Annotated in this window: 9 protein-coding genes; 4 read left to right on the top strand and 5 right to left on the bottom strand. The window is 61.4% G+C overall.

Annotated elements, in window-relative coordinates; all coding sequences use genetic code 11:
• Positions 1–13: 13 nt before the first annotated feature.
• Positions 14–7,849, top strand: a complete 7,836-nt coding sequence (locus AAIS01_RS15790; protein ID WP_343469695.1) for a retention module-containing protein — start codon at positions 14–16, stop codon at positions 7,847–7,849.
• Between the two features lie 82 nt (positions 7,850–7,931).
• On the opposite strand, the gene AAIS01_RS15785 is transcribed toward AAIS01_RS15790, so the two are convergent.
• From AAIS01_RS15785 to AAIS01_RS15770, 4 genes are all read right to left on the bottom strand, one after another.
• Positions 7,932–9,692 (bottom strand): hypothetical protein, encoded by a 1,761-nt coding sequence (locus tag AAIS01_RS15785; RefSeq protein ID WP_343469694.1) that lies wholly within the window; start codon positions 9,690–9,692, stop codon positions 7,932–7,934.
• A gap of 253 nt (positions 9,693–9,945) precedes the next feature.
• Entirely contained in the window at positions 9,946–11,709 is a 1,764-nt protein-coding gene (locus AAIS01_RS15780) for an Ig-like domain-containing protein (RefSeq protein ID WP_343469693.1), read from the bottom strand.
• A 187-nt stretch (positions 11,710–11,896) separates the two neighbouring features.
• Positions 11,897–12,292, bottom strand: coding sequence for a YbaN family protein (locus AAIS01_RS15775; RefSeq protein ID WP_343469692.1), 396 nt, complete (start codon positions 12,290–12,292; stop codon positions 11,897–11,899).
• An 8-nt stretch (positions 12,293–12,300) separates the two neighbouring features.
• Positions 12,301–12,888 carry a UPF0149 family protein gene (locus tag AAIS01_RS15770; RefSeq protein ID WP_343469691.1) on the bottom strand — a complete coding sequence of 196 codons (588 nt, stop codon included), beginning with the start codon at positions 12,886–12,888 and terminating at the stop codon, positions 12,301–12,303.
• Positions 12,889–13,302: 414 nt separating this feature from the next.
• On the opposite strand from AAIS01_RS15770, the gene recQ reads away from it, so the two are divergent.
• From recQ to AAIS01_RS15755, 3 genes are all read left to right on the top strand, one after another.
• On the top strand, positions 13,303–15,429 hold the full coding sequence (recQ, locus tag AAIS01_RS15765) for a DNA helicase RecQ (protein ID WP_343469690.1): 2,127 nt from the start codon (positions 13,303–13,305) through the stop codon (positions 15,427–15,429).
• A 118-nt stretch (positions 15,430–15,547) separates the two neighbouring features.
• Positions 15,548–15,982 (top strand): MarR family transcriptional regulator, encoded by a 435-nt coding sequence (locus AAIS01_RS15760; RefSeq protein WP_343469689.1) that lies wholly within the window; start codon positions 15,548–15,550, stop codon positions 15,980–15,982.
• A 93-nt stretch (positions 15,983–16,075) separates the two neighbouring features.
• Positions 16,076–18,007, top strand: coding sequence for a motility hub landmark protein FimV (locus AAIS01_RS15755; protein WP_343469688.1), 1,932 nt, complete (start codon positions 16,076–16,078; stop codon positions 18,005–18,007).
• A gap of 248 nt (positions 18,008–18,255) precedes the next feature.
• On the opposite strand, the gene AAIS01_RS15750 is transcribed toward AAIS01_RS15755, so the two are convergent.
• The gene (locus AAIS01_RS15750) at positions 18,256–20,445 is read right to left on the bottom strand and encodes a patatin-like phospholipase family protein (RefSeq protein ID WP_343469687.1); all 2,190 of its coding nucleotides are present in this window, start codon (positions 20,443–20,445) and stop codon (positions 18,256–18,258) included.
• Positions 20,446–20,513: the final 68 nt, after the last annotated feature.

The following is a 20,513-nucleotide window of genomic DNA, read 5'->3' as shown; positions in this document are numbered from 1 at the left end:
CGGAGGAATGCACATGGCAGCGCTCATCGGTACCGTCAGCAAGGTGGTAGGACAGGTTTTCGCAGAAGCCGTCGGCGGTCTGCGGCGACCTCTGGTTGAAGGTGATCGGCTCTATGCCGGCGAGCACCTGATCACCGGGGCCGAAGGGGCGGTGGCTGTGCAGTTGCAAAACGGCAAGGAATTGACCTTGGGCCGCGGAAGTGACCTGACGCTGAGCCCGCAATTGCTCGCCAACCAGGCCTCTGCTGGCGACACGCCTGAGGCGACTACCCCCAGCGATGCGCAACTGACCGATGTACAAAAACTGCAACAAGCCATCGCCGCCGGCGCCGACCCGACCCAGACCGGCGAAGCCACGGCGGCAGGTGCCGAGGGCGGTAATCCGGGGGGCGTGGGCGGCGGGCACAGTTTTGTGTTGCTGGAAGAAGTCGGCGGGGAGGTTGACCCGCTGATCGGTTTCCCCACCGCCGGGTTCAACGGGATACCCGAGTTTCCAGAACTGCGTCTGGCCGGTGATGCGGATGACGGCGGCGACGATGCAATCGTGCCACCGGTAGACCCTGAAACCCCGGACAACCCGGTCACCCTTGATGGCTTGACCGTGGATGGCGGTGAATTGACCGCCAATGAGGCGAACCTGTCTGACGGTTCCGCCAGCAATCCTGGCGCGCTGGTGCAAAGCGGCAGCTTTACCATTTCCGCGCCCGATGGATTGAGCAGCCTGAGCATCGGCGGCATCAGTGTGATCACCGGCGGCGTGCCCGCTGGCTTTCCCCAATCCATCACCTCGGCGCTGGGCAACACGTTGACCATCACCGGTTACAACCCGGCGACCGGTGTGGTCAGCTACAGCTATACCCTGACAGACAACGAAACCCATCCCGCCGGTGGTGGGGCCAATACCATCAGCGAGCAGTTCCCGGTCGTGGCCATTGATACCGATGGCGACACAGCCACGGGGACTCTGGACGTCAACATCACCGACGATGTGCCCCAGGCGATTGACGACAGCCACGCCAGTACCGCATCGGAAAGTCTTGTCACGCTCACCGGCAACGTCTTGCCCAACGATCACCAAGGCGCCGACCGCATCCCCACCGGTCCTGACAGCGGGCCGATCATTGGCGGTACGTTCACCGGCACTTACGGCACCCTGGTGCTGAACCCCAACGGCACGTACACCTACACCCTCAACACCAGTGACCCGCAATTCATAGCGTTGCACGGCGGCGGAAGTGGCACTGAAACCTTCACCTACACCCTGACCGACGCCGACGGCGACACCAGCACCGCCAACCTAGTGTTGCAGGTGCACAACAACGACGATCCGGTGATCATCGAAGGCCTGGACACCGAAGGCGGCGAGCTGAATCTGCAGGAGAAAAACCTCAGCGACGGCACCAGCCCGGATGCTCCGGCGCTGACCCAAAGCGGCACCTTCACCATCACCGCACTGGACGGTGTGCAGACCTTGAGCGTCGGCGGTATCAACGTCGTCAGCGGTGGTGTTGCCGCCGGTTTCCCGCAATCGATCACCACCGCTTTGGGCAACACACTGACCATCACCGGCTTCAACGCCGCCACGGGTGTGGTGAGCTACAGCTACACCTTGCTGGACAACGAAGCCCACGCAAACGCCAACGGCGCCAACAGCTTGAGCGAGCAATTTGCCGTGATGGTCACCGATGACAACGGCACCACGGCCAACGGCAACCTGGACGTGAACATCGTTGATGATGTGCCCCAAGCCGTGGACGACAGCAACGCCGGCACCGCTTCGGAAACCAGCCTGACCCTGACCGGCAGCGTGCTGACCAACGACACCGAAGGCGCGGATCGGGTGGCGTCCGGGCCGATCACGCCCGGTACGTTTACCGGCACTTACGGCACGCTGGTTCTCAACGCTGACGGCTCCTACACCTACACGCTGAACACCGCCGACGCCGATTTCAAAGGCCTGAACGGCGGTGGCAACGGCACTGAAACCTTCACCTACACCCTGACCGACGCCGACGGCGACACCAGCACCGCCAACCTGGTATTACAGGTTCACAACAACGACGATCCGGTGATCATCGAAGGCCTGGACACCGAAGGTGGCGAGCTGAATCTGCAGGAGAAAAACCTCAGCGACGGCACCAGCCCGGATGCTCCGGCGCTGACCCAAAGCGGCACCTTCACCATCACCGCACTGGACGGTGTGCAGACCTTGAGCGTCGGCGGTATCAACGTGGTCACGGGTGGCGTTGCCGCCGGCTTCCCACAATCGATCACCACCGCGCTGGGCAACACGCTGACCATCACCGGCTTCAACGCCGCCACGGGTGTGGTGAGCTACAGCTACACCTTGCTGGACAACGAAGCCCACGCAAACGCCAACGGCGCCAACAGCTTGAGCGAGCAATTTGCCGTGGTGGTCACCGATGACAACGGCACCACGGCCAACGGCAACCTGGACGTGAACATCGTTGATGATGTGCCCCAAGCCGTGGACGACAGCAACGCCGGCACCGCCTCGGAAACCAGCCTGACCCTGACCGGCAGCGTGCTGACCAACGACACCGAAGGCGCGGATCGGGTGGCGTCCGGCCCGATCACGCCCGGTACGTTTACCGGCACTTACGGCACGCTGGTTCTCAACGCTGACGGCTCCTACACCTACACGCTGAACACCGCCGACGCCGATTTCAAAGGCCTGAACGGCGGCGGAAGCGGCACTGAAACCTTCACCTACACCCTGACCGACGCCGACGGCGATACCAGCACCGCCAACCTGGTATTGCAGGTTCACAACAACGACGATCCGGTGATCATCGAAGGCCTGGACACCGAAGGCGGCGAGCTGAATCTGCAGGAGAAAAACCTCAGCGACGGCACCAGCCCGGATGCTCCGGCGCTGACCCAAAGCGGCACCTTCACCATCACCGCACTGGACGGTGTGCAGACCTTGAGCGTCGGCGGTATCAACGTGGTCACGGGTGGCGTTGCCGCCGGCTTCCCGCAATCGATCACCACCGCGCTGGGCAACACGCTGACCATCACCGGCTTCAACGCCGCCACGGGTGTGGTGAGCTACAGCTACACCTTGCTGGACAACGAAGCCCACGCAAACGCCAACGGCGCCAACAGCCTGAGCGAGCAATTTGCCGTGGTGGTCACCGATGACAACGGCACCACGGCCAACGGCAACCTGGATGTGAACATCGTTGATGATCTGCCCACCGCCCATGCTGACTCCGCCTCGGTGGATGAAGGCGGAACGGTCAGCGGCAACGTCCTGAACAACGATGTGGGCGGTGCTGACGGACCCGCCGCAAGCGGCGCGGTGATCGGTGTGCGTGCTGGCAGCGACACGTCAACCTCGGCGGTGGGTGGGCTTAACACCCAGATTAACGGCACCTACGGCTACCTGACCCTGGACGCCAATGGCAACGCCGTTTACCACAGCAACCCCAATACCGTCAGTGCGCCGGGCGCCACCGATGTGTTCACCTACACCGTGCGCGATGCCGACGGCGATGAAAGCACCACCACCATCACCATCGACGTCTACGAAAGCTGCCTTGTCGCCACACCGGACGAGGAAGTCAGCGTTTACGAGAAAGCCCTCGACCTGAATCAGGACGGCCAGGACCTGGCCCCTGGCACCGTCACCGGCAGTGCGCCGAACGCTAGCACTGAAACCGCCAGCGGTAGCCTGGTCGGTTCGGTCACAGGTGCGATCGGCGCCGTCACCTTCGCTCTGGTGGGCAACGCTACGGGGGCCTACGGCCAACTGCTGCTCAACCCCGATGGTTCGTACACCTACACCCTGACTTCGCCAGCCACCACCGCACCTTCGGCCAACGATGGTCCGAATATCCTGAGTGAAAGCTTTACCTATCAAGCCACCGATTCCCTGGGCAATACCGTCACCAGCACCATCGTCATCAACATCGTTGACGACGTACCCACCGCCCACGCCGATTTGGCTTCGGTAGTGGAGGGCGGCACGGTCAACGGCAATGTGCTGGACAACGACGTGCTCGGCGCTGACGGTGGCGCGGTGATCGGCGTACGTGCCGGCGGCGACACCTCAAACCCTGCCATAGGTGGCCTCAACACCCAGATCAACGGCACCTACGGCTATCTCACGCTGGACGCCAATGGCAATGCCGTTTACCACAGTCATCCGAACAGCGTCAGTGAACCCGGTGCGACCGACGTGTTCACCTACACCGTGCGCGATGCTGACGGCGATGAAAGCACCACCACCATCACCATCGATGTCTACAACAGCTGCCTCACCGCCACACCGGATGATGAAATCAGCGTTTATGAGAAAGCCCTGGACCTGAATCAGGACGGCCAGGACCTGGCCCCCGGCACGGTCACTGGCAGTGCGCCGAATGCCACCGGCGAAACAGCCACGGGCAGCCTTGTCGGCTCGGTCAGCGGTGCCGTCGGCGCTGTGACGTTTGCGCTGGTGGGCAACGCGACCGGCGCCTACGGTCAGTTGTTGCTCAACCCTGACGGCTCGTACACCTACACCCTGACTTCGCCCGCCACGAGTGCGCCCGCCGCCAACGACGGCGCGAACGTGTTGAGCGAGAGCTTCACCTATCAGGCCACCGATTCCCTGGGTAATACCGTCACCAGCACCATCGTCATCAACATCGTCGACGACGTGCCCAGCGCTCATTGTGATACTGCCTCGGTGGTGGAGGGCGGCACGGTCAGCGGCAACGTGCTGGATAACGACGTGCTTGGCGCCGACGGTGGCGCGGTGATCGGCGTACGGGCCGGCAACGACACCTCAAACCCGGCAATGGGTGGTCTCAACACCCAGATCAATGGCACCTACGGCTACCTGACCCTGGACACCAATGGCAACGCCGTTTACCACAGTAACCCGGACGCCGTCGGCGCGCCGGGCGCCACCGACGTATTCACCTACACCGTGCGCGATGCCGACGGCGATGAAAGCACTACCACCATCACCATCGATGTCTACAACAGCTGCCTCGTCGCTGAAACCGATCAGGACATCACCGTCTACGAAAAAGCCCTGGACCTGAAGCAGGACGGCCAGGACCTGGCGCCCGGCACCGTCACTGGCAGCGACCCGAGCGCCACCAGCGAAACCGCCAGCGGTAGCCTGGTCGGTTCGGTGACCGGTGCCAGTGGTGCGCTGACGTTCAGTCTGGTGGGCAACGCCACCGGCGCCTACGGCCAGTTGTTGCTCAACCCTGACGGCTCGTACACCTACACCCTGACGTCGCCCGTCACGACGGCGCCCGCCGCCAACGACGGCGCGAACGTTCTGAGCGAAAACTTCACCTATAAAGCCACCGATGCCCTCGGCAACAGTGTCACCGGCAACCTGGTGGTGAGCATCGTCGACGACGTGCCCACGGCCGTTGCGTCCGAGCGTTCGGTGACGGCGGTGGAGATCGACTCGAATCTGCTGATCGTGCTCGACGTGTCCGGGAGCATGGTCGACCCCTCTGGTGTGCCGGGGCTCTCGCAACTGGACCTGGCGAAACAGGCCATCAGTGCCTTGCTCGATAAATACGATGATCTGGGGGACGTGAAAGTCCAGCTCGTGACCTTCAGCAGCAGCGCCACCGACCAGACTTCCGTGTGGGTGGACGTGGCGACCGCCAAGTCGCTCCTCACCGGCCTGTCGGCGGGCGGAGGGACCAACTACGATGCGGCGGTGGCGGCGGCCAAGACCGCGTTTGTCACCTCGGGGCAACTGACCGGAGCACAGAACATTGGCTACTTCTTCTCCGACGGCAAGCCCACTACGGGCCAGGGGATCGATGCGGCGGACGAAGCGGCGTGGAAAGCGTTTCTCGACGCCAATGGCATCAAGAACTACGCCATCGGCCTGGGCGGCGGGGTCAGTGACACTCACCTCGACCCGCTGGCCTACGACGGCAGTACCCATACCGACACCGACGCGGTGCTGGTCACCGACCTGAACCAGCTCAACTCGGTGCTCTCCGGCACCGTGCAAGGTGTGCCCGTCACTGGCAGCCTGCTGGGCGAGGGCGGCTCGTTCGGCGCCGACGGCGGGTTTGTCAAAAGCCTGGTGGTCGATGGCACCACCTACAGCTACGACCCGACCGCCAACGGTGGCCAGGGTGCGCTGACCGCCAGCGGCGGGGCCAACCATGGCACCTTCAACACTGCTGACAACACCCTGAGCATCGCCACCGACCACGACGGCACGCTGCTGGTGAATCTCGACACCGGCGAGTACAGCTACACCTCCCAGACCGCCACCAGCACATTGATCACCGAGACCATCGGCTACACCGTCAGCGACAACGACGGCGACCTGGCCAGTTCCAGCCTGGTGGTCAAGGTTCTCCCCAACAGCCCGCCCGTGGCGGCCGACGACAACATCATCACCAACGTCCTGTCGGGCAACATCGTGATCCCGGGAGAAATGCTGCTGGGCAACGACAGTGATGCCAACGGTGATCCGCTCACCGCCTCACCCACAAGTTTCAATACCGGATGGACAGCCAAAGGCGGGGATTTTACCGGCAGCACCGGCACGGCCAGCTTCACCGGCAACAATGTGCAGTCGATCAACCTCAACCGCGGTGCCTTTGTCGCCAATGCCGCGACCATGACCGCGGTACTGGTGGCCAGCGGTGCACTGGGGATGGTGTCCAACCACAACGCCAACGATGAAGACCGGCTCAATATCAGCCTCAAGCAAGGCGAAACCCTCACCCTGGATCACAACCTTTCGGCCGGTCGGATTGCGATGGAGTATTCGCTCAACGGCGGGCCTTTCATTGCGATCAATGACGGCGCCTCATTCACTGCGGCGGCGGATGGCAACTACCAGATCCGCGTCACCAACATCGCCAATGCCAGCGGCGGCAACCCCAACGGCGCGGAAAACTACCAACTGACCTTGACCGTCAACTACGCCGCCGCCCAAGACAGCACGCCGGACTACCACGGCAGCTACACCGCCAGCGACAACCACGGCGGCAGCGACGGCGCGGCGGTCGGCATCAGCTATCAGGCCGGCCACACCCTGACGGGCACGACCGGAGACGACGTGCTGATAGCCGGTGAGGGCGACAACATCCTCAACGCGGGCGATGGCAATGACATCCTCAGCGCCGGTTCGGGCAACAACGCCTTGCATGGCGAGGCGGGCAACGACTTGCTCTACAGCGGCGCCGGCAACGACCTGCTCGACGGTGGCACTGGCAACGACACCGCCAGCTATGCCCACGCCAGTGCCGGCGTCACGGTGAATCTGGGCCTGTTGGCGGCGCAGAACACCTTGGGCGCCGGTATCGACACGTTGACGGGCATCGAGAACCTGGTCGGCTCGAACTTCAACGACACCCTCACCGGGGATGGCGCCAGCAACCGCATCAACGGCGGCCTGGGCGATGATGTGCTCAATGGCGGTGGCGGCGATGACGTGTTGATCGGTGGCCTGGGCAACAACACCCTGACCGGTGGCAGCGGCGCCGATACCTTTCAATGGCAGGCGGGCAACAGCGGCCATGATTTGGTCACGGACTTCACCCCAGGCCTGGACAAACTCGACCTGTCGCAACTATTGCTGGGGGAGAATGGCAGCAGCGCATCTCTGGATGATTACCTGCACTTCAGCGTCACCGGGAGCGGCGCGTCGGTCATCACCAGCATCGACGTCAGCTCCACGGCCGGCGCCGCGCCGAACCAGACCATCGACCTGGCCGGCGTCAACCTCGCCAGTTACTACGGCGTCACGCCGGGCGTGGACGGCATGATCGCGGGCGCGGATACCGCGACCATCATCAACGGAATGTTGAATGATCACTCGTTGAAGGTGGACACGGTGTGAGCTGAGCTGGAACGACAAAACCCGCCATGTCCATACTGGAGATGGCGGGTAGGAGCACGATAGGACCTGGCTCCCTGGGGTCTCAGGTCGGTGAGCCTTTTTCCAGCTCGCGGGTATCGGGGTAATCCTTGGGAGGGCGCAATCCCGGAGGAAATCCGAAGGTGTCCAGGAACAGTGGGGCAGGTCCTAAGGATTCAACTCCAACATGAGGAATAAACCAGTTGTGAGGGCGCTTATAGACATAGCCGTATTTGATGCTGACCGTGTAATAGCTTCCGTCTCCTGAATTTTGATGCGTCCAATATTCCGATAGGTTGGGGTCGGGAACACCGCTTTCGTTTGTGCCACCCAGCGTCCAGTTATACCCCTGTTGCATATCCCCCCATTCCCCAAACAGGGTCCCTATCCCCCGCACGCCCTGTCCTGAAGTTAAATGCCCCGGCGCAGGCAATCTGCCACGGCCTGCGGCGACGGACCATGTCTCGTAGCCATAAAGTCCTGTGAACCATAATGCCGCTTGTTTCATTAGAAAGGTGGCACGGTTAGGGGTCGGTTGTGCAGCGTCCGTCACCGTAAAGGTAACTTCATGATAAGTGACTCTTGTCACTTCACCGGTTTCTGCATGGATGGACGCCCAGGCGGAATTCGATGCAGAAAACAAATAAGGAGGCCGTCCTCCTGCCACGTTTATTTTGAAGCGTGCGCCATTGAAGCCTGTCGTCGGGAAGCCGCTATCGGGCGCGAACGAATACTCTGCACCACGAGGCGAAGCGGTCAGCGAGACTACTCTGATGGCTTCCACCACAGTGAGGGTGCGTGCGTTGGAGTAGACGTTGCCACTGTGATAGAGCGACTTTGCATACAGTCGACGCGGGCCCAACTCGACCGTTATCTCGAGTTCCCAAATGCCGGACACGTTATCAGCGGTTGCCTCACCCTTGGAGACAGGGTTGGGGTCATTGCCTTCGAAAATTTCGACTCTCCGGCCTTTGCTGGCTTGGCCCGACAGTTTCAAGGTCGTGCTGACGGTGGTGGTACCGTCCGGGATCTCCACCTCGTTGGCGTCCTGGACACTGTCGAGGGTAGGGGGGATCAGCGCAGAGCCAAGATGAATATCCAAACGTTTGGTAGGCGACTGGTTGAAGTTGCCCAACTGATCGAAAACCACGAACTCCGCCAGCGTATTGGAGTTGTCACCCGCCTGTTGAAAGGTGTCGGTGAACAGGGTTTTCACCACCGGTATCGAACTGTCGGTGATTTCCCATTCAACCGTCGCATTGCCCAGCAGAAAGCGAATACGGTCGTAGTCTCGGCGGTTGGTGTAGTCGAAGCCAAACTCCACGCCCTGCGCCGCCCGCTCGGCACTGACCCCATCGCGGACAACATCGGCTGGGATCAACAGATCCAGGCCTTCTGGTGCCGGGTCACCCGGTGCCCGCAGGTGATACAGCACGGTTAATGGCCTCGAATCCTCAGAGTTTTCACTGGGACGGGTCACCTTGTAATGCAGCCTGTTAACGCCTTGAATCAAAAGCCCACGAGGGATGTACAGGCGAATACGGTCTTGTTCCTCCCCCGGGTTCACGGTCTTGCCGGCAACCGGCGTCGGATCATTATTGACGTACAGGTCTACGCGGTCATCAGCAGCCATCGTCCAGCATTGACGCTTGAGTTCTGTCCAGGGATCGATCAGGCATTCAAGGCCGAGCGCCTGGTCATCGTAAATCCTGTGGGGGATGCCACCATCGGCGAGGCCGGCCGGTCTCACCGGAGTGATCCAACCCGGAATAATGACGGGGTACAGCACGAACAAATCGTCTAGGGCAGCGGATTGGATGTCCATCGTGTTCTCCTGGCAGAGGGTGATCATGACCTTCTGGGCACGCTCATCACACTCCAGGTTGAGAGGGTTGGCAACTGTCAGAACTAACAGGTTAGATGGGGTTTATGATGAGCGGTTGGGGCGGACTTATGTTCTGTTCGGCAAACCCCGTGGCGAGGGAACTTGTTCCCTCGCCACGCAAAAGTATCAAGGTCTTCCGGTGTCGGGTTTGCCGACAATCGACGAGTTGGCGTAAATGAACGGTATAACGGCCTCACTTTTTTTGACTCGCGTTTAAGGCAGACCGGGCACCCGCTTTGACAACAGCGCTGTACAGCGCCGTAATGTCTGTTGCCAACTGAAGCGTATGGCGGGGGCGGAAGCCCCATCCTGCTGCTATACCAATCTCTGAGGCTCGCCGCGTGGTCACACCAATCGAGCCATCCGAGTTATAGAAGTGCAGCGCTACTTCGCCGTCACCCGGTGGCCAATCGCCGTGGCCACTCACCCGACCGTGGGCGATGATCCCCAGATTGGAATCCCAGATAGGATGAAAGTACTGCGCTGGATTGGGCAGCCTGCGGATGATCGCCTCCCGCAGCCCCGAAACAAATGAAGGCCTTGGTTCCACTGCGGGCACTTGTCCTGCTGACCAACCCCATAGCGTTTGACCATTGGCGTATTCGTCCCGTTTCTCAATGTCCCATTTGTTCGAGACGTGTACCTGATAGGAGGCCACTTGACCATGGGCGTCGGTCACGGTGATCAAGGTTTGTCCGTTGCGCTGGCCGATCACATTGCCATCGGTACTTCCCACCGTCGCTATCTGAGCGTTCGCCGACACGTACTGATACGGTGGGGTGCCGTCAGTCGGGGTGCGAGTACGGCTGTTTCCCGGGCCGTGAAGATTGGTTTGCGTCCACTGATACGACGCGGGGGCGAAGACTTCCGTACCATCAAGGACCATTGTGCTGGGGTCAAGGCTGATGGGCTTCACCACCTTCAGGGTACGCACGTTGGAGTAGACGTTGCCACTGTGATAGAGCGACTTTGCATACAGTCGGCGAGGGCCGAGCTCGACCGTTATCTCGAGTTCCCAAATGCCGGACACGTTATCAGCGGTTGCCTCACCCTTGGAGACAGGGTTGGGGTCATTGCCTTCGAAAATTTCGACTCTCCGGCCTTTGCTGGCTTGGCCCGACAGTTTCAAGGTGGTGCTGACGGTGGTGGTACCGTCCGGGATCTCCACCTCGTTGGCGTCCTGGACACTGTCGAGGGTAGGGGGGATCAGCGCAGAGCCAAGATGAATATCCAAACGTTTGGTGGGCGACTGGTTGGAGTTGCCCAACTGATCGAAAACCACGAACTCCGCCAGCGTGTTGGGGTTGTCGCCCGCCTGTTGAAAGGTGTCGGTGAACAGGGTTTTCACCACCGGCATCGAACTGTCGGTGACTTCCCATTCAACCGTCGCATTGCCCAGCAGAAAGCGAATACGGTCGTAGTCTCGCCGGTTGGTGTAGTCGAAGCCGAACTCCACGCCCTGCGCCGCGCGCTCGGCACTGACCCCATCGCGGACAACATCGGCCGGGATCACCAGATCCAGGCCTGTCGGTGCCGGCTCACCGGGTGCCCGCAGGTGATACAGCACATGCAGGTCCCTGGAGGACGCTGCGTTTTCACCGGGACGGGTCACTTTGTAATGCAGTCTGTTGACCCCATGAATCAACTGCCCGTGGGGGATGCGCAAGGGTATGCGATCCTGCTCTTCCCCCGGATATACAGTCTTGCCGGCGACGGGAGTGGGATCATCATTGACGTACAGGTCAGCACGATCATAGGCCGCCATTGTCCAGGATTGACGCTCGAGTTCCGTCCACGGATCAATCACGCAGAGAAGCCCCTGAGGCTCGCCATCGTAAAGGCTTTTAGGGATGCCTCCATCAGCGAGGCCGGCAGGTTTCACCGGATTGACCCAACCCGGAATGATCACAGGGTACAGGACGAACAAATCGTCTAGGGCAGAGGATTGGATGTCCATCGGGTTCTCCTGGCAGGTGATGGGAGGCGAGCCTCCTGGGTAGGGTTATCACACGCCAGGCCGAGGTAATTGCCTACTGTCAGAACTTACAGGTGAGGGCAGGTTTAGGACGAATGGTAGAGGCTGTCGATTGAGCGTGAAAATCTGCCGTAGACGGTAATTCGCCGTGGATACCGCGGGCAACTTTTCAAGGTTTGCGCAGGGTTTTCTGCCTCAGGATGTACACCGTCACGAGCACCGCACTGGTCAGCATGAACGCCCGTGCCCACGGCAGCGGCACCAGGTAACAGGACAAGAGGATGCTCGCCCACATCAGCCCGATCGCATAGACCTTGCCCTTGAGCGGGATGCCGTTCCCGCTGAGGTAGTCGCTGATCCACGGGCCGAGTCGGGGATGCCCTACCAGCCACTGATAGAAGCGCGGCGAGCTGCGGGCGAAGCAGGCAGCAGCCAGCAGCAGGAAAGGGGTGGTGGGCAATACGGGAATGAAGATGCCGATGACCCCCAACACTACGCTCAGCCAGCCGATGGCCAGTAGAGCGTAACGCAGGATCAGCGGGCGGTTGCCGCTGGGCGTGGGCACCCGGTGGCTCAGTGGTGGCGCGGCTTGAGGATCGCCGGTTTCTCGTCGGGTGCGTTGCACAGCAGGTACAGGGCAGTGAGGGCTTCCGGGATCTGTACGACCATGTCGTCCATCAGGTTCGCGTCGGCGGCGATGTCGGAAAACTCCGGTTGCTCGTCGAACAGGCCGGAACCGACCATGATCGGCAGGAGCATTTCGCTGACTTCGTCTTCGGCGGTTTCGAACCAGGCGGCTTCACGCAGGAACACGCCTTCCATGAAGCCGATGCACCAGCCACGCAGTTCCGAATCGTCCGGATCATCGCCCAGGTCCAGCTCGCACGGCAGCTCGAATTCTTCGTCGGAGGCCAGTTGACGAGCGATGTGAGCCTTGAGGCCAACCAGCGTGGCTTCGATTTCGGCGCGCTGGGCTTCGTCGGCGTAATGCGGCTCTTCGGCGAACAGCGCGTCGATCCACTCACGTTCCGGCACCGTTTCGGCGCAGATGGACAGGGCGGTCAGATAGCCATGAGCGGCCACGTAATCCAGCGCTTCTTCGTGCAGCTCATCGGCGTCGAGGAAGACTTGCAGGCGGGTCAGTTGCTCAGCGAAGGACATTACAGGCTACCTTGGGGAATAAACAATGCGGGAATTCTAGGCCTTCTTGAGCGCCCAGGCCAGCCGCGTGGTGTATTTGCCTTGCCGGCTTGCCCCAACGCCAAGACACATACCCGCTGTGGCGAGGGAGCTTGCTCCCGCTGGGGCGCGTAGCGGCCCTGTTTTTTGGGGACGGCTTCGCCGTCCAGCGGGAGCAAGCTCCCTCGCCACAGGTTCGGGGTCACATCCAGCACGCGTAGTAAGCACCTCTTGTCAGCAGCGCCCTTTGCCGTGAAGGCCTCGGGTATACTGCCGCGTTTTGTGATGCCCTGCGGCATCCTGGCGTTTCGAAACGCGCACTTACGATTTGCCGGTGCAGCGTTTTTGATTCTGAACCAGCCTTGCAGGGATGTTTCGGTGATTTTTGGAGTTTTTATGCTCGAACAGGCTCAACGCGTCCTCAAGGACATCTTCGGCTACGACAGTTTCCGTGGCCGCCAGGGTGCCATTATTGAGCGCGTGGCCAGCGGGGGCGATGCCCTGGTGCTGATGCCCACCGGCGGTGGCAAATCCTTGTGCTTCCAGGTGCCGGCGCTGTTGCGCAACGGGCTGGCGGTGGTGGTCTCGCCGCTGATTGCGTTGATGGACGACCAGGTGGCGACCCTTGAAGAGCTGGGGGTTGCCGCCGCTTCGCTGAACTCGACCCTTAGCGCCGAGCAGCAGCGGGACCTGGCGGCGCGAATCAAGCGCGGTGAAATAAAAATGCTCTACCTGGCCCCTGAACGCTTGGTGCAGCCGCGCATGCTGGCGTTCCTGCAGAGCCTGGAAATCGCCCTGTTTGCCATCGACGAAGCCCACTGTGTGTCCCAATGGGGCCACGACTTCCGTCGCGAGTACCTGCAACTGGGGCAACTGGCCGAACTGTTTCCCGACGTGCCACGCATCGCCCTGACCGCCACCGCCGACAAACGCACCCGCGAAGAAATCGTCGAACGCCTGCACTTGCAGAACGCCGAGCGGTTTCTCTCCAGCTTCGACCGACCCAACATTTTCTACCGCATCGTGCCCAAGGAACAGCCGCGCAAGCAGTTGCTGGCGTTTATTGCCGAACGGCGCAGCGACGCCGGCATCGTTTATTGCCTGTCGCGCAAAAAGGTCGATGAAGTGGCAGCGTTTCTCTGCGAGCAAGGCTTTCCGGCATTGCCGTATCACGCCGGCCTGCCCAATGACCTGCGGGCCTACCATCAGAAGCGCTTTCTCAATGAGGAAGGCTTGATCATGGTGGCCACCGTGGCATTCGGCATGGGCATCGACAAGCCCAACGTGCGTTTCGTCGCGCACCTGGACCTGCCCAAATCCCTTGAGGCGTATTACCAGGAAACCGGCCGCGCCGGCCGTGATGGTTTGCCGGCCGACGCGTGGATGGCCTACGGCCTGCAAGACGTGGTGATGCTCAAGCAGATGCTGCAGAACTCCGAAGGCGATGAGCGTCACAAGCGTCTGGAGCAGCACAAGCTCGACGCCATGCTTTCGCTGTGCGAAGAGACCCGTTGCCGGCGCCAGACCTTGCTGGCCTATTTCGACGAAGACATGCCCCAGCCTTGCGGACATTGCGACAACTGCGTCGACGGCGTGGAAACCTGGGATGCCACCGAACCGGCGCGCCAGGCGTTGTCGGCGATTTATCGCACCGGCCAGCGCTATGGCGTGGGGCATCTGGTGGACGTGTTGCTGGGCAAGGACAACGAAAAGGTGCGCAGCTTTGGCCACCAGCATCTTTCAGTGTTCGGTGTGGGCAAGGCACGTACGGAGAGTGAATGGCGTTCATTGTTCCGCCAGCTTGTGGCCCGTGGTCTGGCCGATATCGACCTGGAAGGCTACGGCGGCCTGCGCTTGAGTGCCAGCTGCCGTCCCTTGCTCAAAGGCGAGGTCTCCCTCGAGCTGCGCCGTGATCTAAAGCCGGCAACGGCGATCAAGAGCAGCAAGAGCCAGGCCAGCCAGCTGGTGCGCGGCGAAGAGCGCGACCAGTGGGAAGCCTTGCGCGCCTTGCGCCGCAAGTTGGCCGAAGAACACGGCGTGCCGCCGTACGTCATCTTTCCCGACTCGACGCTGCTGGAAATGCTTCGCAGCCAACCCAGCTCCCTGGCGGAAATGGCCCGGGTCAGTGGCGTGGGGGCGCGCAAGCTGGAGCGTTACGGCGAAGCCTTCCTCCAGGTACTGGGCGGCGAGGTCGAGGCGCCCAAAGCGGTGGCCGATGTTCGGCACGAATTGATCACCCTGGCCCGCGCCGGCATGACCCCGTTGCAGATCGCCGGGCAACTGCAATGCTCGGAAAAGAACGTGTATACGATGCTGGCCGAGGCCATCGGCAAGCAGCAGTTGTCTTTGGAGCAGGCCTTGGACTTGCCCGAGGAGCTGATGGGCGAAGTGCAGGACGCGTTTCTGGATGGCGAAGGCGAGTTACCGCCGGTGTCGGAAATTTCTGCGTTGTTTGTCGGTCGGGTCCCAGAGGGCGTCCTGTATTGTGTCAGAGCTGCGTTGCAGTCGGAATTTGAAGTCTGATCAGTGAGTTACGACCCTTTAACGATTCACTACAGGGGAAACCTTGCCTGAATCCAAAGCTCATGCTTAGCTGACTAATAATTAGTTTTTCTCTATTTCAGATCTGATGAGTTTTATTATGCCGTTAACCGATCAACACCGTTTTGGCATGCAGTTGGCGCAGATGTCTCGAGGCTGGCGTGCCGAACTGGATCGTCGCCTGGCCGGGCTGGGGCTTTCTCAGGCGCGCTGGCTGGTGCTGCTGCACCTGGCCCGTTTCGAACAGGCGCCGACCCAGCGTGAACTGGCTCAAAGTGTCGCTGTCGAAGGTCCGACCCTGGCCCGGTTGCTCGACAGCCTGGAAGCTCAGGGCCTGGTGCAGCGTCAGGCCGTGGCCGAGGATCGTCGTGCCAAAAAAATCGTGCTATGCGCACCGGCGCTGCCGTTGATCGAACAGATCGAAACCATTGCCACGCAACTGCGGCGGGAGTTGTTCGAGGGGGTCGATGAAGCCGACATGCGCGTGTGCATGCGGGTCCACAGCACGATTCTGGCCAATCTGGAAAAATCCTGAGGCATATCCTGCGGGTCAGACTTTTGAGATTCGGCGGTTCGCGAACTATAACCAGTACTTAGGCGCTCAGTCTGGTAATCAAAAGGGATGCCCATGCTTGTTAGTTTGCAGTCCACGTTGCGCAGTTGGGTCAACGTGTTGGTCGTCGTGGCAGCCATGGGGTATCCGGCGTTTGCATCGGCGCTGGGGCTTGGGGAGATCACCCTCCATTCCGCTCTGAATCAGCCGTTGCGCGCTGATATTGCCCTGGTCGATGTGGCGGGGGTGAGTGAAGGCGATTTGGCGGCCAGCCTGGCGAGCCCTGACGATTTCAGTCGTGCCGGCGTGGAGCGGGTGTTTTTTCTCAATAGCCTGCGCTTCACGCCCGTGCTGCGCGGCGCGCGCAGTTACATTCGGGTGACCTCCAGCAAACCGGTGGAAGAACCCTTCCTCAATTTCCTGGTGCAACTCAATCAGCCTAACGGGCGTCTGCTGCGCGAATACACCGTGCTGATCGACCCACCGGGCACCCCGGGTATCGTGCCGGCCCGGGACGAGCCCTCCGCCGTGGCCCAGGCAACGCCTGCGATCAAGCCGCCCGCGGCCACTCAAGGCAAGCGCTATACCGTCGTGCAGGGGGACAACCCCTGGTCCATCGCCAAGCGCTTGCATGACGCCGGCAGCAACGCTTCGGTCAATGAGCTGATGCAGGGCATCCAGGCCCTGAACCCCGGCAGCGAGCGGCTCTCCGTGGGCCAGCGTTTATTGCTGCCCGATTCTGCGGTGCTGCCATCCTCGGTTGAAACGGCTGCCGCCCCGGCCGCCGCCGAGTCCGACGAACAACTGGCCGCCAGCGTTCTGCAGACCGAGCAGCAACAAAAAACCATCGAGCAACTGCAGGCGTTGCTCCAATCCCAGGACGAAGAAATCGCCGGTCAGCGCGAGCAGATCAGCCAATTGCAGGCGCAACTGGCCGAGGTCACGCCAGCCCCTGCGGCATCTGCCCAGCCGGAGTCGGTGCCTGTAGCATCCCCCGCGCCGGCAGACCAAGCACAACCCGTCACAGAACCGGTCTCGGAACCAGAGGAAGGCATCAACTGGTTGTGGATGACGGCGCTGGTGGGGCTGTTGGGGTTGCTCGGGCTATTGCTGTTCCTTCGTCGACGGCAGCAAGAACAGGCCGAAATGGAGCCCATACCCGAGCGTCCTGAAACGATGCTTGAAGACGACAGCCCAACCTATGCTTCGACCGCCGATACGGAACAGCCCGAGGCCGCCACATCGTTCAGCAACGGTGATGCTCCTTTGGGGGACGTGCTGGAAGGAGTCGGGATTTACCTGACCTACGGTCGTTTCACCGAAGCGGCGGGATTGCTGCGCGCCGCGTTGCTGACCGAGCCCGCGCGTACCGACCTGGGCCTCAAGTTGCTGGAAGTGCTCGGCAAGCAGGGCGACACCATCGGTTTCCAGGCCCAGGAACATCATTTGTTGGCGCAGGGCGTTGACGTCCGGACACTTGAGGAGATCCGCGGGCGTTATCCGAAGGTCGCTGCGGTAGCCGCGCCCGTGATGGCAGAACCTCAGCCGCCGGCTCCTCTGCCCGACGCCACACCTGTGCCCCGTGACGAGTTCGAGCTCAATCTGGAAGCGCTGTCCATGGAAACCAGCTGGGACCTTGCCGAGCCCCCGGACAGTGCCACTGAAAAAACACCCGTTGCGCCCGAAGGCTTTGGGGAGTTGTCACTTTCAGGTTTTGATGAGCCAGAGCTGCAGTGGAGCGCACCCTCGGAAACCGAATCGCTGGACGATGCATTTCTCGACGGGTTTGCCGATGAAGAACAGTCGCTGGAACTGGAGCCGATGGCCCTCGAACCGGTCCACCAAGCGCCTCAGGTAGCGGAACACTCCGACAAGCTGGAGCAGGCGCAGAATTGCATCGACGATGGCGATCTGAAAACCGCCGTCGCACTGCTTGAGCAGTTGCTCGAAGAGGGCAACGAACCCCTCAAGCAAACCGCGCGGGTGCTGCTGGCGGGGATTCGCTGAAGTCCTTTATTGATGTGAGCCTACCGGCCCCTTCGCGAGCAGGCCCGCTCCCACAGGGGGGGACGGTGAACGCCAATGCTGCGCCCGACACGAAACCAATGTGGGAGCGAGCCTGCTCGCGATAGCGGCAGCACAGTCGACATCATTGCAACTGAACCACCGCGATCGCGAGCAGGCTCGCTCCCACACAGTAGCTGTTGCGGATACAGGGATGTGTCTACGCCTCCCCTTGGTTTGTTGCATGGCCATCAAAACGTCTGCCCCAGATTCAGATACACCGCCTGTTCATCATCATCGTTAAACCCATAACTGAAATTCAGTGGCCCCAGTGGCGTATCAAACCCCAGGAAAATACTGGCGGCATTGATGTAGCCGCTGTCGAACTCATTGTCATTGTTCCACGCCCGGCCCCGTTCCAGGGAGCCGCCGATGTACAGCGGGAAATCCAGTGGCAGATAGGCTCGTGGTGTGAGCCTTCGGTAATACACGGCGCGCATCAGGCTCATGTTCTGCCCGGATATGCCGTCTTCGCGAAAGCCCGACAGTTGCCGCGCACCGCCGAGTACAAAGCTTGAAGTCACCACTTCGGCGGTGTCCAGGGTGCGCCCGTAACGCCCACCGAAAATGAAGGTGTCCGGGCCGCGGCTCAGCGCCTTGTCCAGATTGAGCTCCCATTGGCGGTAACGCTGGTCGGAACCCAATCCTGGCTCATACTGGCGCCAGGTCAGGCCGATGTCTTCACCTTCATGGGGGAAGTACACATTGTCGAAGGAATCGAATGAGTATTTCAGCTCGTAGAAGCCTTCATTGAAGCTTTCGCTGGGCTGGTCGTGATCGCCAATGCGCACATCTGCCTCGCCCCAGGCCTGGCCGACACCGAAACGGATTTCGCCGCTGTTGCCGATTTGCCGGCCCAGGTTCAAGCCAAAGCCATAACGCTCGACGCGGTACTGGGCCACCGGGTCGTTGTCCAGGATGGACTCCACGTTCCGGGATTCGAATTGCCCATAGGGGGCGATGAAGTAGCGCGAACCGACATCCAGCGGCTGGTAGAACTCGCTGTACAGTTCCTGCTTGCCGCCAATCTGCGCCCGGGTCAGCCACTCGGCGCCCAAGCGGTTGATGCCGTTGACCCGATAGCTGGCGCCGAGGTTGTAAGCGCTGTCGCCGCGCATGTCGTCCGACAGGCTCAACCCCAGCCGCAGGTAATCGGTGCCGGTGCGTTTGCCTCGGGCACTGATGACCAGCGTATGGTCCGGGGCCTTGTGTACGACGCGGTATTGCACCTGCTCGAAGTAGTCCAGCCCGTACAACGTGCCCATATCGGTCTGCAAACGACCCAGGTCCAGTGGCTCGCCGACTTGCTGGCGAACGTAATAGCGAATCACATCGTCGCCGACTTTCGAGTCGTTCTCCACGCGAATGGCGGTGATGACCGGTGTGCGCTCACTCGGGGTGCGCGCCGCCATGAGTTCGGGGTCGGCCGGTTCCGTGGGGCGCAGGTATGCCAGGCGAGCCTCGAGTATTTGGGTGGCACGGTAACCGGCGTCGATCATCTCCTGGGCACGGCCAAAGTCTGTGGCGCCGAAGCTCGCCAGGGCCGGCTGGATCAGCACATCGTCTTTTTTCAGCGTTGCCAATTGTTCTTCGGAGTTGCGCCGGGTCATCAAGGTCGTCGACTGGTTCAGGACGTCGATCACCGTGACCAATTGCTTGCGGGTGCTCAGCGGGGTGCCGATGTCCACCACGATGGCCCTGTCCACGCCCATTTCCCGGGCCACATCCAGCGGGATGTTGTCGGTCATGCCGCCATCTACCAGCAATCGGCCGTCCAGTTCCACCGGCGCGAAGACCGCCGGGATCGACATGCTGGCGCGGATCACCTTGGGCAGGTGGCCCTTGCGAAACACCACTTTCTCGCCGCTGGCGATGTCGGTCGCCACGGCGCGAAACGGGATTGGCAGTTTGTCGAAATCCCGGGTGTCGCTGGCGTGGGCCAGCAGGCTTTCGAGCAGCAGGGCCAGGTTCTGTCCCTGGATGACGCCCAAGGGTAGGCCGAGGCTGCCGTCGTCGCGAAAACTCAGTTTCTGTTTCACCAGAAAGTCGCGGTCATCCTGCTTGCGCCGGAACGGCACGTCCTTGCGCGGCGGGGCGTCGGACAGGGCCTGTTGCCAATCGATGCCCAAGGCGAGTTTTTCCAGTTCGTCGATTTTGTAGCCCGAGGCATACAGCCCGCCAATCACGGCGCCCATGCTGGTGCCGGCGATGGCGTCAATCTGGATGCCTTGTTCTTCCAAGGCCTTGAGTACACCGATGTGGGCCAGGCCCCGGGCGGCGCCGCCGGACAGTACCAGGCCGATTTTCGGACGCGGTGCCTGAGCGGCGTCGGCGAACAAGGGCAGCAGTAACAGAAGCAGGCAAGGCAGCAGGCGGCGCATCGTCAATCTCGGGGCGGGCGATCAAAGGCAGGTATTATAGCGATGCCTTTGCCCCCAGGAGTTCCCCC

Source organism: Pseudomonas halotolerans (assembly GCF_039581215.1).
Classification (GTDB): Bacteria; Pseudomonadota; Gammaproteobacteria; order Pseudomonadales; family Pseudomonadaceae; genus Aquipseudomonas; species Aquipseudomonas tehranensis.
The sequence above is the reverse complement of the archived record's forward strand: the minus strand, read 5'-3'. Positions and strand labels throughout refer to the sequence as shown.

What these genes read in the sequence shown, in the direction of transcription:
- AAIS01_RS15750 (WP_343469687.1), bottom strand. Translation starts at nt 20,445, where the DNA reads ATGCGCCGCCTGCTGCCTTGCCTGCTTCTGTTACTGCTGCCCTTGTTC.
- AAIS01_RS15780 (WP_343469693.1), bottom strand. Translation starts at nt 11,709, where the DNA reads ATGGACATCCAATCCTCTGCCCTAGACGATTTGTTCGTCCTGTACCCT.
- AAIS01_RS15790 (WP_343469695.1), top strand. Translation starts at nt 14, where the DNA reads ATGGCAGCGCTCATCGGTACCGTCAGCAAGGTGGTAGGACAGGTTTTC.
- AAIS01_RS15785 (WP_343469694.1), bottom strand. Translation starts at nt 9,692, where the DNA reads ATGGACATCCAATCCGCTGCCCTAGACGATTTGTTCGTGCTGTACCCC.
- AAIS01_RS15760 (WP_343469689.1), top strand. Translation starts at nt 15,548, where the DNA reads ATGCCGTTAACCGATCAACACCGTTTTGGCATGCAGTTGGCGCAGATG.
- AAIS01_RS15755 (WP_343469688.1), top strand. Translation starts at nt 16,076, where the DNA reads ATGCTTGTTAGTTTGCAGTCCACGTTGCGCAGTTGGGTCAACGTGTTG.
- AAIS01_RS15770 (WP_343469691.1), bottom strand. Translation starts at nt 12,888, where the DNA reads ATGTCCTTCGCTGAGCAACTGACCCGCCTGCAAGTCTTCCTCGACGCC.
- recQ (WP_343469690.1), top strand. Translation starts at nt 13,303, where the DNA reads ATGCTCGAACAGGCTCAACGCGTCCTCAAGGACATCTTCGGCTACGAC.